Here is a 16,352-nt window from a genome sequence, read left to right on the forward strand (position 1 = left end):
TGAAAGATCAGGGGCTTGCCGCGTCTGCGTCCAGTTTCTTACGCGTCCGCAGGATGTCCGGCTTTCGGACATCGGACGGCACGGCGTCCGGCGGCCGGACGTTGGTCAGTGGCTTCCGCCGCTCGTGGCGCGATAGTCCGCCAGCCGCAGATAGAGCGTGGAGCGGGCGATGCCGAGCCGGCGCGCAGCTTCGGTAAGGTTGCCGCCACAGGCCTCCACCTGCGCGAGGATCGTAGCCCGCTCGGCCGCCCGCAGATCGGTCTGGGGCGAGAGCGCGGCGGCAGGCAAAGCCACCACCGCAATGGGCACGGACTGTGCCTCTTCAGGAGCCAGCGCCCCGAGTTCGAGAGGCAGATCCTCAAGCTGGATCACGTTCATATCGCTGAGCGCGATCATGGCATCGATCACATTGCGCAGTTCCCGGACATTTCCCGGCCACGCATACCGCCTCAGACGCTCCAGAACGCCGGGAGCGAAGATGGGCGCCGGACGCCCCTCACGGGCGGCAGCGGTTTCCGCGAAGCGCTGGGCCAGCAAAGCCACATCCTCCCCACGCTCGCGCAGCGGTGGAATGCGGATGCGTGCGGCGGCGATGCGGTAATAGAGATCGCGCCGGAAACGCCCTGCCTCCACCTCTGAGGAAAGGTCGCGGTTGGTCATGGAGAGGATGCGGATGTTCACCCGCCGCCCTACGTGGTCGCCCACCCGGTAGACAACGCCATCTTCAAGCACGCGCAGCAGATAGGATTGCAGGTCGAGCGGCATCTCACCGATCTCATCGAGGCAGAGCACGCCCCCATCCGCCTGCTCGATCCGGCCGCTGCGTCCGCTTTCGTCTGCCCCTGTGAACGCCCCCTTTGCGTAGCCGAACAGTTCGCTGGCGATGAGATCACGCGGCATGCCGCCGCAATTGAGCGGCACGAAGGGGCCGCTCGCCACCGGGCTGGCCGCCTTGATGGCGCGCGCAAACAACTCCTTGCCGACGCCGGTCTCACCCTCGATCAGGATCGGCAGGCTGTTCTGCGCCAGCCGGCGGGCGCGTTCGCGGACGTCCCGCATGGGCGTGCTGTCGCCCCGGATGTCCTCGAAGCGAATATCTGGTTCCCGGCTGATCGCCCCGGAGGTCGTCGGCTGCGGGCTCGGTTGGCGGCTGCGGCTGCGATGCATGACGATGAGACAGCCGATGGCCTCCCCATCGGAACGGACGACCTCCACGCTGGCATTGGGAAAGCGTTCCCGGCATGCCTCCTCCCAGTGCTCCTGCTGGGCGGCCCCGACGATGCGGCGCAGATCCCGCGCTCTCTGATCAGGTGGCGCATCTACGCGGCGACGGGCACTCTCGGCCGCATGCACGAGGACACCCCGCCGATCTACCACGAGGATTTCCTCGCTCAGCCAGATGGAGCGTTTGGACACGAAGTTGCGCAGCAGAAGCTCATGCTCGATCTTCGCCGCCCGATGCAGGCCCGCCTCGATCTCCTGGCCGATAGCGACCGCAAGGGCGAGGCTCTGCGGATTGAAATGGCGGGCGGGGCCGGAAATGTCGACCACCCCCAGAAGCGTGCTGTCCAGCGGATGACGGATGGGGGTAGCGGCGCAGGTCCAGCGCTGCACATCCTCGCAGAAATGCTCGGCGCCCCGGATCTGCGTGGGACGCCCTTCCACCAGTGCCGTACCGATGGCATTGGTGCCCACCGCGCCTTCATCCCAGAAGCCACCGGCCTCCAGATGATTGCGACGCCCGTGGTCCACCACGCGCGGATCCCCCGCGGTCTCGATGATGAAGCCGCTGGCATCGCTGAGGATCATCATGGATGAGGCCTCGGCCAGAAACAGCCCGGAGCGCTCCAGCGCCGGACGGGCGGCGGCCAGTAGCGCCACATTCACGGAGCGGCGACGAAAGATTTCGGGCTCCTCGGCCAGCGGCGCTTCTGTGAGCCCCACCCCAACGCCTCGCGCGCGGGATCGCTCCCAGGAGGCGGCAACGGGGCGGGATATCCCGTCCGGTCCCGTGCCGTCCGCAAGGAACTGTTCCCACGCCGCACGGATTGCGTGTTGCTCCATGCCGCTTTCCTCCCTGCACCGGGAGGAGCTTTCGCCCTGATATCTTCTCCGTTGGCGTGCGGAGAATATGGCGGCCACGAAAAACAAGGCTCACGGCCCTTGCCGTGGCAATGGACCGGCCCGACGGCCGCCCGGCCGCAATAGCTCCACCCTACAATGCTTTTATCACGCGCTTTTGGTGCGCGTTTCCACCGAAGGTAAGGCCTTCCACCGCCTGGAGGCAATGCATGAGTCTGCACCTCCACCTCACGGCGTATCGCCGCAGCGCCTTGTATAACCAGAGATTATAATGCAACTCATATCATTATGGTAATGCACGCCAAAAGATGGCTAGCATGGGGGATCGTCAGGCCCGAACCCTCCGTACTGTCAGTGCTGCTGCCCTGCCCACTCCCGTCTTCCGGCTCCGCCTGCCCGCTCAACGCGGGTGCGGAACGCCACGCGGATGAGGGGAATGGTAGCGGCTTCCCTGCGCTGTTCGGGCTCAGCATGCTCCTGCGGTTCCTGTGCACACTCCCGTCGCGCGCCGTTTCCTGTGGCGCGGCCCTGTCCGAGGCTTAAGTCCATGTCAGATTTCGCGTTCGATACGGTCATCCACGGCGGCACCGTCGTCACCGCCACAGACACCTACCGCGCCGACATCGGCATTCGCGACGGGCGGATCGCTGCCGTGGCAGAAACGCTCTCCGGCGGCACCAAGCGCATCGACGCCACCGGCCGTCTGGTGATGCCCGGCGGCATCGAGGGCCATGCCCACATCGCCCAGGAAAGCTCCACCAAGATCATGACCGCCGATGACTATTACACCGGCTCTGTCTCGGCGGCCTTCGGCGGCAACTCCTCCTTCATCCCCTTCGCCGCCCAGCATCGCGGCCAGTCGCTGGATGACGTGATCGCCTCTTATGACGGCCGGGCGGCGCCCAATTCCGTCATCGACTATTCCTACCACCTCATCGTGTCCGACCCCTCGCCCGAGGTGCTGGCGGAGCAGCTGCCGCGAGCGTTCGCGCGCGGCATCACCTCGTTCAAGGTCTTCATGACCTACGACCTGCTCAATCTGGGCGATGGCGGCATGCTGGACGTGCTCACCGTCGCCAAGACCCATGGCGCGCTCACCATGGTCCATGCCGAGAACAACGACATGGTCAAATGGATGAACAAGCGCCTCGCCGCCAAGGGCCTGACCGCGCCGAAGTATCACGCCATCTCCCGGCCGGAGCTCGCCGAGGAGGAGGCCATCAACCGCGCGGTCACGCTGGCCAAGCTGGTGGATGCGCCGTTGTTCGTGGTGCACGTCTCCACCGAGGCGGGCGCCGCCATCATCCGCCGCGAGACCAATGCGGGCGTGAAGCTGTTCGCGGAGACCTGCCCGCAATATCTGGCCCTGACCCGCGATGACCTCGACCGCCCCGGCATGGAAGGCGCGAAGTATATGTGCTCCCCGCCGCTGCGAGATGCGCGGACACAGGAGGTGCTGTGGCAGCATATCCAATCCGGCACCTTCGCCAGCGTCTCGTCCGACCACGCCCCCTATCGCTATGACGAAAGCGGAAAATTCTTCAACGGCAAGGACGTGGCCTATCCGAAGATCTCCAACGGCATGCCCGGCATCGCCATGCGCCTGCCCTGGCTGTTCTCGGAAGGCGTGGTGAAGGGCCGGATCACCGCCAACCAGTTCGTGGCGCTCACCTCCACCAATTGCGCCAAGGTGTTCGGCATGAGCCGCAAGGGCGCCATCGCCCCCGGCTTCGATGCCGACATCGCCATCTGGGACCCGGCCGAAACCCGCGTGGTGACGCTGGAGGACCAGCACGACGCCATGGACTACACGCCGTTCGAGGGCCTCACCGTCACCGGCTGGCCGCGCACCGTGCTGAACCGGGGCGATGTGGTGATCGAAGAGCGCGAACTGGTGGCCGAGCGTGGTCGCGGCCGGTTCGTGGCCCGCGATACGGTGAACCTCACCGGCCGCCCCGGCTACCGTGCGCCGGAGCTGGACCCTGCCCGTAATTTCGGTGCGGACATCGCCCCCTGAGCCCGGCGGAAGGAAGCAAGACCATGAACACGCCCGGCCCGATCCTTGTCATCAACCCCAACAGTGACACGCTGGTCACGGACGCGCTGTCGCGGGCGGTGGAGCCGTTCCGCCTCGGCGGCGGTCCCGCCATCGAATGCGCCACCATCGCCGAGAGCCCTCTCGGCATCATCACCCAGCGGGATGTGGCTGAATCCGGCCTGCGCACGGCGGATCTCGCTGCCGCACGCCCGGACGCGTCCGCCATCATCATCGCCTGCTACTCCCAGCCTGGCCTCGACCTGCTGCGCGCGGAGACCAAGCGACCTGTCATTGGTATGCAGGATGCGGGCGTGCTGGCGGCCTTGGGCTTGGCGGACCGCTTCGGCGTCATCGCGGTGGCCGAAGGCTCGATCCCCCGCCACCTCAACAATCTCGCCCGCATGGGTGTGATGAGCCGACTTGCCGGCGAGGTGGCCCCCTCTCGCCCCATCACAGTGGCCGAGAGCGGCGACCCGAAGGCCAGCTTCGACCTGCTGCTTGAGGCGGGCAACCGCCTGAAGGAGAAGGGCGCGGGCGCCATCGTGCTCGGCTGTGCCGGGATGTCGCCGCAGCGAGGCATTCTGGAGGATGCCCTGGGCATTCCCGTGGTGGATGCGGTGCAGGCTGCCGTCACACAGGCCCTCGGCCGGGTGCTCGTGGGCGCCTGATGCGCGAGGGAGATGAACCTCAGGTTTCGCTGTCGCTGCTGGAGATCTTCGGCGCGATGATGCGCTGCCAGACCACCGTCGAGGCGGCCGAGCAGTTGGGCATCTCGCAACCTGCCGTCTCCAATGGCTTGCGCCAGCTGGAGCGGGAGTTGGGCATCACGCTGTTCGAGCGCGCCCATCGCCGCCTCGAACCGACGGCGGAAGCGCTCTCCCTCCATGAGGAAATCCGGCCGCTGTTCGGCGTGCTGCGGAGCTTCTCCCTGCGTGCCCGCGACATACGGCAGGGCAAGTCCGGCCGCATCCGCATCGTGGCGACGCCGCCCATCGGTCACACCGTGGCGCCCCGCGCCCTGCGAGCGCTGGTGGAGGCACGTCCCGAAGTCTCCGTCTCCTACGACGTGCGCCGCCTCGCGGACATCCTCGCGGCGGTGAAGGAGGGCTCGGCGGACGTGGGCATCGCGCTCGCCCTCGACCATCATCTGGATGTCAATGTGGAGGTGCTCCACCGCACCCACATGGTGGCGCTCGTGCCCACGGACTCTCCGCTGGCCGACTGCACCGAGGTCACGGCCGGCGATGTGGCGCAGCATCGTTTCGTTGGCATCGAGGCCGCCTCTCGCATTGGTCAGATCGTCCGCCAGGCCTTTGATCGCGACCACGCCGCCTATGACCCGCGGGTGGAGGTGCGCTATTGCTCCACCGCCGCCGTGCTGGCACAGGCCGGGCTCGGCGTCGCCGTGGTTGATCCCTACACGGCGGAGGAGCACAGCTCTCCCAATCTCGTGCAGCGCCCGTTCAACCCGCCGTGCGAGATTTCGGTGGTCCTGCTGCTGCGCAAGGGCGTTCCCCGTTCGCGGCTGGTGCACAGCTTCATAGAGGAGCTCCGGCGTCAGTTCCGCGCGCCTTCGCCCGGTTGACCCATTCCTCCATTTCCTTCATCCCCGGCGGGGAACGGATCGTTCCGGCAGCACCCGCCGCGCCTACCCCTGGAGCCCATCAATGGACCGCATCGCCTATGTCAACGGGGACTTCGTGCCCCTGTCCGAAGCCCGCATCTCGCCTCTGGATCGCGGCTTCCTGTTCGCCGATGGCATCTATGAGGTCTCGGCGGTGCTCGACGGCAAGCTGGTGGACAACGACAGCCATCTCGCCCGCCTCAAGCGCTCCGTGGGCGAGATCGCCCTCGACCTGCCGGTGACGCTGGAAGAGCTGGTGGAGCTGGAGCGCGAGCTTGTCCGCCGCAACAACCTCACCGAGGGCGTCGTCTACATGCAGGTGACGCGCGGCGTGGCCGATCGCGACTTCACCTTCCCCAAGGATGCGAAGCCCACCCTGTTCATGTTCACGCAGGAGAAGAACATTCTCGGCTCGAAGGCGGCCGAGACGGGCGTCCGCGTAAAGTCGGTGCCGGATCTGCGCTGGGCCCGCCGCGACATCAAGAGCGTCGCCCTTCTGGCGCAGGTGCTCGCCAAGCAGGCAGCGGCGGAAGCCGGCTGCGCTGAAGCCTGGATGATCCAGGACGGCTTCATCACCGAGGGCGGCTCCTCCTCGGCCTTCATCATCACCGCCGGTGACGTGGTCGTCACCCGCCCGAACTCCACCGCCGTCCTGCCCGGTTGCACCCGCCGCGCGCTGCTGGCACTGGCGGCGGAAGGCGCCATCACCGTGGAAGAGCGCCTGTTCACGCTGGATGAGGCGCTGGCCGCCAAGGAAGCCTTCCTTGCCTCCGCCTCCAGCTTCGTTCAGCCCGTGGTTGCCATCGACGACAAGCCGATCGGCGACGGCACGCCCGGCCCGCTCTCCCGCCGCCTGCGCGAGCTCTATATCGCGTTCGCGCGCGAGACCGCCGTCTGAGGTGAGACGCCAGCCCTTCCCCCGCGCCACGGGGAAGGGCATTGGCACCCGGATAGCCGCCGATGCAGCGATACATCCTGCATCAATCTCAGGCGACCGGCTGCTCAATATGCAATCAAAACCCACGAAACGCCTCTCCTGACCCTGATTAGTGCTCAATAACGCGCCCCTATCTATAACAATAACAGGGCGAATAATTATATTAATGAGCCGTCATTGACCCTGTACCTCCCCTGCCCGAGGCTGCCTCCAGAAAGTCGCGCCGCACATTGGCCGACATAGTCTCGGAGATACGCTCGTGCGCGTGGTTGTGGTCGGTGGAACTGGCTTCGTGGGCCTGAACATAGCCACCGCGTTTCACGCCGCCGGCCACGAGGTCTGCCTTTTCGATCGCTCCGCCCCACCCGCCGGCTTCGACCTGCCTGTTACATTCATTGCCGGCGATGTACGTGATTTGGACGCGGTTGGACGCGCTTTTGTCCCTGGTACAGACCTCGTAATCCTCGGCGCGGCCATCACCGCCGGCCCGGCCCGCGAGGCCAGTGACCCAGGTACCATTCTCGCTGTTAATCTCGGCGCACTGCCCGGCCTGATGAGGGCGGCCTGCGCCTCTGGCGCGCGGCGCATCATCAACCTGTCCTCCACCGCCGCTTACGGCGGCGCCACAGCCGATCTGCTGGACGAAGCCGTCGCCTGCGATCCCAAGGGCCTCTACAGCATCACCAAGTTCGCCTCCGAGCGCATCGCCGCGCGGCTGGGCGAGCTGTGGGGGCTGGAAGTGGCCAGCGTGCGCCTCAGCGCGGTCTTCGGGCCGTGGGAGCGCGCGACCGGCGTGCGCGACACCCTGAGCCCGCAAGCCCAGATCGTGGCGGCGGCACTGACCGGGACGCCCGCCCTCCTGCCCCGCCCGGGCCTGCGCGACTGGATTTATGCCCCGGACGTGGCCGAGGCCGTGCTGGCGCTGGCTACGGCGCCGCGCTGGAACGAGCCGGTCTACAACGTCTCCACCGGCGCGCGCTGGAGCGCCCTCGACTGGGGTCTCGCTCTCTCTACGCACCTGACCGGCCTTACGTGCCGGCTGGCCGGCGCGAACGAGACCGCCACCATCGATCTGCACGCGCCCGCCGACCGCCCCTCGCTTGCCGTCGCGCGACTTGCGGCAGACGCCGGCTGGACGGCCCGGTTCGGCTGCGCCGACAGCGCCGCGCATCTTGCGCAATGGATCAGGAACAACCGGGAGACAGCCGCATGAAACTCGAGAGCCGCATCGCCGTCATCACCGGCGCGGGTTCGGGCATCGGCCGCGCCACCGCCCTCCTGTTCGCGCAGGAAGGGGCCTCCGTGGCATTGGTGGATCGCGATGCCGCCGCCCTTGCCGCCACCAACGAAGCCGTCACTGCTGCCGGCGGCCACGCCCTCTCCCTACCCGGCGATGTCGGAGACCTCGCCAGCGTCGAGGCTTCTGCCGCCACTGTCGTGGAAACCTTCGGCGGCATCGACATGCTGGTGGCAGCCGCAGGCATGTCCGTCGGCGGCACGGTGCTCACCACCAAGCCGGAAGACTGGGATGCCGTGTTTCGCGCCAATGTGGGCGGCACCTGGCTGTGGGCGCGCGCGGCCATTCCGGCCATGCGCACGCGGGGCGGCGGCGCCATCGTCACCTTCTCGTCCCAGCTGGCGCTGGCGGGCGGGCGCGGCAACAGCGCCTATGTGGCCGCCAAGGGCGCCATCCTCAGCCTGACCCGCACCATGGCCCTCGATTTTGCCGCGGACAACATCCGCGTCAACGCCATCGCGCCCGGCGCGGTGGAGACACCCATGCTCGCCCGCGGCTTCGGCCGGCAGGTGGACCCAGACGCCGCGCGCGAGGCTTCCCGCCAACGCCACGCGCTGCGCCGGTTCGGGACCGCGGACGAGATCGCACAGGCAGCGCTCTATCTCGCGAGCGATGCCTCTTCCTTCATCACGGGTACGACCCTCGCGGTCGACGGCGGATGGCTTGCTTCATGACGACGACACTTGGCACCACAGACGGCCTGCTGGCTCTGGAACAGCAGGTTCGGGACGATCTGGCGCGGATCGCCCACCCCAAGGCCCCCTGGGTCAAGCCGCGCACGGCGCCCGATGGCAGCCATGCCTATGACGTGGTGATCGTCGGCGGCGGACAGGGCGGCCTCGCCACCGCCTTCACCCTGCAGCGGTCCAAGGTGGAGAACATCCTCGTTCTGGATCAGGCCCCGCGCGATCTTGAGGGCCCCTGGCGTACCTATTCGCGCATGCTGACCCTGCGCAGCCCCAAGGACTTCACCGGCCCGGACATGGACATCCCGAGCCTGACCTATCAGGCTTGGCACGAGGCCCTGTATGGCAAGGAAGCCTGGACTGAGCTGAAGCTCATCCCCAAGGATCTGTGGGCCGACTACCTGCTGTGGTATCGCGACGTGCTGGACCTGCCGGTGCGCAATCTCTGCCAGGTCACGGACATCGCCCCGGCCGACGGCCTGCTTGCCCTCACCGTGAGCACGCCCGATGGCGAAGAGACGGTCTATGCCCGCAAGGTGGTGCTCGCCACGGGACAGGAAGGCATGGGCAACTGGACCATGCCCGCCGAGCTCGAGCGCCTGCCCGAACACCTGCGCGCCCGTTCCTCGGACATGATCGATTTCGAGGCCCTGAAGGGCAAGAAGGTGATCGTGATCGGTGCCGGCGCCTCGGCCTTCGACAATGCCGCGACCGCACTCGAAGCCGGCGTCGGCGAGGTGGAACAGCTCTGCCGCCGCTTCGAGCCGCAATTGGTGCAGCCCTATCTGTGGTTCACCTTTCGCGGCTTCATGCGCCACCTCTCCGAGCTGACCGACGAATGGCGCTGGCGCTTCATGAGCACCGCCCTGCGCCTGCGCGAAGCCTTCCCGCAGGCCACCTATGACCGCTGCGCCCGCCACGACAATTTCCACCTGACCACGGGCGCCGGGCTCATCGACGCCTGCGAGCAGGACGGCCGCGCGGTGGTGAAGACCGAGGCCGGCACCTTCACGGCGGACTATGTGATCGCCTGCACCGGCATCGGCATGGACTTCACCCTGCGGCCGGAGCTGAAGAGCTTTGCCCATAACATCGCCACATGGGGCGATCGCTACACGCCGCCGGAAAACGAGAAGGAAGCCCGCCTCTCAAAGTTCCCGTATCTCGCGGAGGATTATGGCTTCGAGGAGAAGGCGCCCGGCCAGACCCCATGGGTCAGCGACATCCACCTCTTCTCCATTGCCTCCACCATGAGCTTTGGTGCCTCCGGATCGTCCATCAATGCCATGACGACCGCCATTCCGAAGCTGGTGCACGGCCTCACCCGAGACCTGTTCCGCACCGACCTCGACCAGTTCTGGGCCGACTTCCAGGCCTATGACGTCCGTCAGGCCGAGGTGCGCAAGCCCTAGAGCTTGTCCGGCTTTGACTGCTCTGCAATCCAGGCCGAAAGACATTCTCGATCAAAGGGTTGGAGTGCTTTCGCGTTTCCATGAAATGCCAAAGCACTCCGGGCCTGAACGCCAACGGCATACCAATTGCATACATCGGCGGCAGCGTCCCCCAGCGCACGCACCGCCCGTGTTCCCCTTCCTCAGGAGAGCTTGCCGATGATTGACGTGTTCCTGAAACCCTCCCGCCGCCAGTGGATGATGGGCGCGGCGGCTCTGCTGACCGTCAGCATCGCCGCGCCCGCCGCACAGGCGCAGACCCGCGCCGAGACCCTGCGCTACGTCACCGGCGCGACGGTGAATACGCTGGATCCGACCATGCCCGGCTCCACCCGCGAGGCCTTCGCGGTGAGTCTCAGCACCTACGACCGTCTTGTCTCGTTCGGCCGCAAGCAGCTGAACGGCAAGTGGGTGTTCGATCTCGACACCGTGCGCGGCGAGCTGGCCGAAAGCTTCGACGTGAGCCCGGACGGGCTGAAGATCACCTTCCACCTGCGCAAGGACGCCAAGTTCCAGGACGGCACCCCCGTCACCGCCGAGGACGTGAAGTGGTCGCTCGACCGCGCCGTGACCGCCAACTCGCTGGCCAAGGCGCAGTTGCTGACCGGTTCGCTCACCAGCACCGACCAGTTCAAGGTGATTGATCCCTACACGGTCGAAGTAACGCTGCCGAAGCCGGACAAGCTGGCACTGCCGAACCTTGCCACCGTCTATCCGGTGATCTTCAACTCCAAGGTCGCCAAGGCCCATGCCACTGCGGAAGACCCGTGGGCGCAGACCTGGCTGAAGGACAATACCGCCGGCTCGGGTGCCTTCCTCATCGAGACCTACAAGCCCGGTGAGCAGGTGATCCTCAAGCGCAATGACGCGTGGACCCGGAGCGCCAGCAACGGCCAGGCTGCCTTCAAGCGCCTGATCGTGCAGACGGTGCCGGAAGCCGCCACCCGCGCCAATCTGGTGGAGCGTGGCGATGCCGATATCGTCATCGACCTCCAGCCCACCGATGCGGCGGCGCTGGAGCAGAAGGGCAAGCTGAAGGTCATCTCGACCCCGCAGTACAATGCGATCAACTTCATCTCGTTCAACAACAAGATCCCGCCGTTCGACAACCCGAACGTGCGCAAGGCCATCGCCTATGCCCTCCCCTATGAGGACATGTTCAAGGCGGCCCTGTTCGGCCGCGGCTATCCGCTCTATGGCGCCACCTGGGCGGACGGCAAGGCACCTTCCGGCGGCTTCCCCATCCCGCAGCCGGTGAACACCGATCTTGCCAAGGCGAAGGAGTATCTGAAGGCCGCCGGCATGCCGGATGGTTTCTCCACCACCTTCTCCTTCAATGTCGGTCAGGCCAATGTGGTGGAGCCCATGGCGGCGCTACTGAAGGAGTCTCTGGCCAAGGTCGGCATCAAGGTCGACATCCAGAAGCTGCCCGACGCGCAGATGTCCACGCTCATCAACGAGAAGAAGGTCCCCTTCTTCACCGAGGGCATCGTGGCCTGGCTGCCGTCCATGGATTATTTCTACCGGAACTTCTACATCGGCAATATCCGCTGGAACTACTCCTCGCTCGATAATCCGCAGATCACCGAGATCGCTCAGGCCGCGCGCTTCGAGCAGGACAAGGCAAAGTATGAGGCCATGGGCCGCGAGCTCAACACCCTCCACTTCGAGATCATGCCCCAGATCCCGGTCTGGCAGGCCTCGCAGGACGCGGTGATGGCGCCCTCCATCGAAGGCTACACCTACCAGTTCCACCGTCAGGTGGATTACCGGGATCTGAGCCGCAAATGAGTCAGTTCGCCTCTACGGCGAGGCGGGCGGGGCGACGCTTTGTGTCGTCCCTCCCGGCCCTTCTGGGCGTGCTCGTCTTCACCTTTCTCTTGATGCGCGTGCTGCCCGGCGACCCGGCCGTGTTCTTCGCCTCCGGCCCCACCGCCGGCAAGGAGGAGATCGAGACCATCCGCAAGCAGATGGGCCTCGACAAGCCGATGCCGGAACAGCTCGCGCGCTACATGCTGGATGTGGCGCAGGGCAATCTCGGCAACTCGCTCACCACCGGCCAGCCGGTGTCGAAGGATCTGCGGGAGCGCCTGCCGGCCTCGCTGGAACTCACCTTCGCCGCACTGCTGATCGCCCTTCTCTCCGCCGTGCCGCTGGGCATCGCGGCGGCGCTGAAGCCCAACTCGCTGGTGGACCATGGCGTGCGCCTTCTGTGCGCGCTCGGCGTGTGCGTGCCCACCTTCGTGTCGGGCCTGCTGCTGATCTATGTGTTCTATTACCTGCTCGGCTATGCGCCCGATCCCACCGGCCGCATCGACATCTTCACCAGCCAGCCGCCGCGCATGACCGGCTTCCTGCTCATCGACTTCCTGCTCGCCGGCGATCTGTCGGGCTGGTGGGCGGCGGCGAGCCAGCTTGTGCTGCCCGCCTTCACCATGGCGCTGTTCGTGGTGGCACCACTGGCGCGCATCACCCGCGCGGCCATGCTGTCCTCGCTCGGCAGTGATTTCGTGCGCACCGCGCGCTCCATCGGCCTGCCGCGCTGGCGCATCGTCGTGGTCTATGCGCTGCGCAACGCCATCCTGCCGGTGCTCACCATCACCGGCATCGTCTTCTCCACCATGCTCGGCGCCAACGTGCTGGTGGAAAAGGTGTTCTCCTGGCCGGGCGTCGCCTCCTACGCGCTCGATGCGCTGCTCGCCTCGGACTATGCGCCGGTGCAGGGCTTCGTGCTGCTGATGGCCTTCATCTTCGTGATCGTGAACCTCGTGATCGACGTCCTTTACGGCATCGCCGACCCCCGGATTTCCATCGAATGAGCAGCGCCACCCTCAAGCATGCCGCCTTCGTGCTGCGCGGCAATCCGCTCACCGCCATCGCCGCCTTCGCGACGGCCCTGCTCGTCGTCCTCGCCATCATCGGCCCGGCGATCGTGCCCTATGATCCCACAGCCTCGGACGTCGCCCATGCGCTGGAGGCGCCGACCGCAGCCCACTGGTTCGGCACCGACCAGCTCGGCCGCGACGTGTTCAGCCGCGTCATCGTCGCCGCGCGACTGGACCTTGCCATCGCCGCCTCGGCGGTGGTGCTCAGCTTCGCGCTGGGGGCGGTCATCGGCAGCATCTGCGGCTATACGGGCGGCCGGGTGGATCGGGCCGTGGGCCGCTTCGTGGATGTGCTGATGGCCTTCCCGCTGTTCGTGCTGGCCATGGCCATGGTGGCGGCGCTGGGCAACCGGGTCGAGAACATCGTCATTGCCACCGCGCTCATCAACCTGCCCTTCTACATCCGCTTCGCCCGCGCCGAGGTGAACGTGCGCCGCAATGCCGGCTGGGTGGAAGCCGCGCGCGCCTGCGGCGACAGCCACCTCTCGGTGGTGCTGCGCTTCCTGCTGCCCAACATCCTGCCCGCCATGGCGGTGCAGATCTCGCTCAATCTGGGCTGGGCGATCCTGAACGCCGCCGGCCTCTCCTTCATCGGCCTCGGCGTGAAGCCGCCGACGCCGGAATGGGGGATCATGGTGGCGGAAGGCGCCCGCTTCATCTCCACCGGCAAATGGTGGCTCGTGGCCTTCCCCGGCCTCGCGCTGATGTTTTGCGTGCTGTGCTTCAACCTGCTGGGTGACGGCCTGCGCGATATTCTGGACCCGAGGATGCGCACATGACCGAACCTCTGCTGCGCATCGAAGATCTGGCCGTCACCTTCTCCACCCGGCGCGGCCCGGTGGAAGCGGTGAAGGGCATCGACCTCGACCTGCCCGCCGGCCGCATGCTCGGCATCGTGGGGGAATCCGGCTCCGGCAAGTCGGTGACAGCCTTTGCGGTCACGCGCCTGCTGGACGCGGCCGGCCGCATCTCGCGGGGCCGCGTGCTGTTCCGGGGCGAGGATATCAGCCGCGCCTCCTCCAAGACGCTGCGCGCCATCCATGGCGCCGCCATCTCCATGATCTTCCAGAACCCGCGGGCGGCGCTGAATCCCATCCGCACCGTGGGCCTGCAACTGGCCGATGCGCTGCGCGCCCACCGCCCGCTCTCCGACAAGGCGGCCCGCGAAAAGGCGCTGGAGCTCCTGAAGACGGTGCTGATCCGTGAGCCGGAGAAGCGGCTCGACGCCTATCCGCATGAGCTGTCCGGCGGCATGTGCCAGCGGGTGATGATCGCCATGGCGATCGCCTGCGAACCGGCGCTACTGATCGCCGACGAGCCCACCACCGGCCTCGACGTGACCACGCAGAAGACGGTAATGGACCTCATCGCCCGCATCACCGCCGAGCGGCAGATGGCGGTGATCCTGATCACCCACGACCTTGGCCTCGCCGCCCAGTATTGCCAGGACGTGGTGGTGATGGAGCAGGGCCGCATCGTGGAGCGGGCCGCGCCCGAGGCCCTGTTCCGCAGGCCGCAGCATCCCTACACCAGGCGCCTCGTGGCCGCCTCCCCCACCCCCACCTCGAAGGTGGAGGATCTGGTGGCGGACCCGGAATATCACGTCCCCCTGCCACCGGAGCCGCTGCGCGAAAAGCCCGCCGCCGGCACGCCGCCGCTACTGGAGGTGGTGAACCTCGTCAAGCGCTACAACCACGGCATCACTGCCGTGGGCGGGGTGTCGTTCAGCATCGGTGCGGGCGAGAGCGTCGGCCTCGTGGGCGAGAGCGGCTCGGGCAAGAGCACCATCTCGCGCATGATATGCCGCCTCATCGACCAGACCGAGGGCGAGATCAATTTCGAGGGCCAGTCCATCAGCGGCATTCCGGCTGATGGCTTCCACCGCTCGCCCTATCGCCGGCAGATCCAGATCGTGTTCCAGGATCCGCACGACAGCCTCAATCCGCGTTTCTCCGCCTTCGATGCCATCGCCCATCCGCTGAAGCGGCTGGATCGGCTGTCGAACACGGCGCTCAAGGAGCGGGTGCTGGACTGCGCCGCCAAGGTTGGCCTGCCGGCCAATCTGCTGGACCGCTTCCCGCACCAGCTCTCCGGCGGCCAGAAGGCGCGCGTGGGCATCGCCCGTGCCATCTCCGTGCGCCCGCGTCTGCTGGTGCTGGACGAGCCCACCGCCGCCCTCGACGTCTCCGTGCAGGCGGTGACGCTGCAACTGCTGGAGCGGCTGCGGCGGGAGGACAATCTCTCTTTCCTGTTCGTCAGCCACGATCTCAACGTGGTGCGCATGATGTGCGAGCGCACCATCGTGCTGCAGAACGGTTGTGTTGTTGAGCAGGGCGAGAGCCGTCGCCTGTTCGACGCGCCGGAAAGCGAGTACACCCGAACCCTGCTCGCCGCCGTGCCGCATTTCGAAGGCGCGGCCTGAGCGCCAGCAAGAACGGGACAAACGTCATGCGTGAATGGGATATGGACGCGTCTGTGGCTGCCCTCGTGGAGGCGCACCGTACCGGCGTGCTGATCGAGGCGCTGCCGCGCACGCCCTCCGGTCCGGACGAGGCGCATGCCATTCAGGATGAAGTCATCGCCCGTCTCGGCGTGGAGGTCGGTGGCTTCAAGGCTTCGATCCCGAAGGACGCGCCTCCCAAGCGCGCCCTCATTCAGGCACCGATGATCCGCCAGAGCCCGGCGCACATGACGCCCGAAGAGGCGCCGCATCGGGGCGTGGAAGCGGAGATCGTGTTCCGCTTCACCCGCGACTTCCCGCCCCGGCCGGAGCCTTACGCTCGCGAGGAGATCGCGGCCGGCGTCTCGGCCCTGCCAGGCATCGAAGTGGTGTCCAGCCGCTTCCGCGAGCCGCTCGCCCGCCCGCCGCTGGAGCAGATGGCGGACGCCATCATCAATGGCGGGCTGGTGCTGGGGCCGGAGACGGCGGACTGGTCCGGGCTCGATCTGGCCCGCCTGCATGTGCGGCTCGAAGTGAATGGCGAAACGCTGGTGGATCGACAGGGCGGCCATCCCACCAACGATCCGCTGGGCATTGCAGTGGCGCTGGTGGAGATGATGCGCACCGGCGCAGGTGTCCGCACCGGGCAGGTGGTGGCCACTGGCAGTTGGTCCGGCATGCCATTCCTGAAGCCCGGCGACCACTGCGTGGCAACCTTCGAAGGCCTCGGCACGGCGGAAGTCACCTTTTCGGCTTAGAGCCATTCCCGCATGAACGCGAGCGCTTCTGCGAAAATAAACACGATAAAACAATAAGTTATAGCGCTTCAGAGTTTCCACGAAACTCTGAAGCGCTATAGTCAACGAAGGTCAGCGCGGGCAGTCCCACGATCAGGGAACTGCCCGCCCCCAC

Annotated in this window: 13 protein-coding genes; 12 read left to right on the forward strand and 1 reads right to left on the reverse strand. The window is 66.7% G+C overall.

Annotated elements, in window-relative coordinates; all coding sequences use genetic code 11:
• Positions 1 to 105: 105 nt before the first annotated feature.
• Positions 106 to 2,064, reverse strand: coding sequence for a sigma-54-dependent Fis family transcriptional regulator (locus tag IEW24_RS11475; protein ID WP_188578546.1), 1,959 nt, complete (start codon positions 2,062 to 2,064; stop codon positions 106 to 108).
• A 565-nt stretch (positions 2,065 to 2,629) separates the two neighbouring features.
• On the opposite strand from IEW24_RS11475, the gene hydA reads away from it, so the two are divergent.
• The 12 genes from hydA (at position 2,630) to IEW24_RS11535 (ending at position 16,198) form a co-directional block, all read left to right on the forward strand.
• Complete coding sequence (gene hydA, locus IEW24_RS11480) at positions 2,630 to 4,099, forward strand: dihydropyrimidinase (RefSeq protein ID WP_188578548.1); 1,470 nt, start codon at positions 2,630 to 2,632, stop codon at positions 4,097 to 4,099.
• Between the two features lie 23 nt (positions 4,100 to 4,122).
• Positions 4,123 to 4,788, forward strand: a complete 666-nt coding sequence (locus IEW24_RS11485; protein ID WP_188578550.1) for an aspartate/glutamate racemase family protein — start codon at positions 4,123 to 4,125, stop codon at positions 4,786 to 4,788.
• Positions 4,788 to 5,705, forward strand: a complete 918-nt coding sequence (locus IEW24_RS11490; protein WP_188578552.1) for a LysR family transcriptional regulator — start codon at positions 4,788 to 4,790, stop codon at positions 5,703 to 5,705. The genes IEW24_RS11485 and IEW24_RS11490 overlap by 1 nt, the downstream gene beginning before the upstream one ends.
• 82 nt (positions 5,706 to 5,787) lie before the next feature.
• Positions 5,788 to 6,642 (forward strand): D-amino-acid transaminase, encoded by an 855-nt coding sequence (locus tag IEW24_RS11495; RefSeq protein ID WP_188578554.1) that lies wholly within the window; start codon positions 5,788 to 5,790, stop codon positions 6,640 to 6,642.
• A 298-nt stretch (positions 6,643 to 6,940) separates the two neighbouring features.
• Positions 6,941 to 7,894 carry an NAD-dependent epimerase/dehydratase family protein gene (locus IEW24_RS11500; protein ID WP_188578556.1) on the forward strand — a complete coding sequence of 318 codons (954 nt, stop codon included), beginning with the start codon at positions 6,941 to 6,943 and terminating at the stop codon, positions 7,892 to 7,894.
• Complete coding sequence (locus IEW24_RS11505) at positions 7,891 to 8,652, forward strand: SDR family oxidoreductase (RefSeq protein ID WP_188578558.1); 762 nt, start codon at positions 7,891 to 7,893, stop codon at positions 8,650 to 8,652. The genes IEW24_RS11500 and IEW24_RS11505 overlap by 4 nt, the downstream gene beginning before the upstream one ends.
• Positions 8,649 to 10,076: an NAD(P)-binding domain-containing protein gene (locus IEW24_RS11510; RefSeq protein WP_188578560.1), complete on the forward strand. Its 1,428-nt coding sequence runs from the start codon at positions 8,649 to 8,651 to the stop codon at positions 10,074 to 10,076. Before IEW24_RS11505 ends, IEW24_RS11510 begins: the two co-directional genes overlap by 4 nt.
• A gap of 198 nt (positions 10,077 to 10,274) precedes the next feature.
• Complete coding sequence (locus IEW24_RS11515; RefSeq protein WP_373870047.1) at positions 10,275 to 11,906, forward strand: ABC transporter substrate-binding protein; 1,632 nt, start codon at positions 10,275 to 10,277, stop codon at positions 11,904 to 11,906.
• A complete protein-coding gene (locus tag IEW24_RS11520) occupies positions 11,903 to 12,934 on the forward strand; it encodes an ABC transporter permease (RefSeq protein ID WP_188578563.1) in 1,032 nt (343 codons plus the stop codon). The genes IEW24_RS11515 and IEW24_RS11520 overlap by 4 nt, the downstream gene beginning before the upstream one ends.
• Positions 12,931 to 13,779: an ABC transporter permease gene (locus IEW24_RS11525; RefSeq protein WP_188578566.1), complete on the forward strand. Its 849-nt coding sequence runs from the start codon at positions 12,931 to 12,933 to the stop codon at positions 13,777 to 13,779. Before IEW24_RS11520 ends, IEW24_RS11525 begins: the two co-directional genes overlap by 4 nt.
• Positions 13,776 to 15,422, forward strand: a complete 1,647-nt coding sequence (locus IEW24_RS11530) for a dipeptide ABC transporter ATP-binding protein (protein ID WP_188578568.1) — start codon at positions 13,776 to 13,778, stop codon at positions 15,420 to 15,422. Before IEW24_RS11525 ends, IEW24_RS11530 begins: the two co-directional genes overlap by 4 nt.
• 26 nt (positions 15,423 to 15,448) lie before the next feature.
• Positions 15,449 to 16,198 carry a 2-keto-4-pentenoate hydratase gene (locus IEW24_RS11535; protein ID WP_188578570.1) on the forward strand — a complete coding sequence of 250 codons (750 nt, stop codon included), beginning with the start codon at positions 15,449 to 15,451 and terminating at the stop codon, positions 16,196 to 16,198.
• Positions 16,199 to 16,352 lie beyond the last annotated feature (154 nt).

Origin of the sequence: Azorhizobium oxalatiphilum (assembly GCF_014635325.1) — a bacterium.
Lineage (GTDB): Bacteria > Pseudomonadota > Alphaproteobacteria > Rhizobiales > Xanthobacteraceae > Azorhizobium > Azorhizobium oxalatiphilum.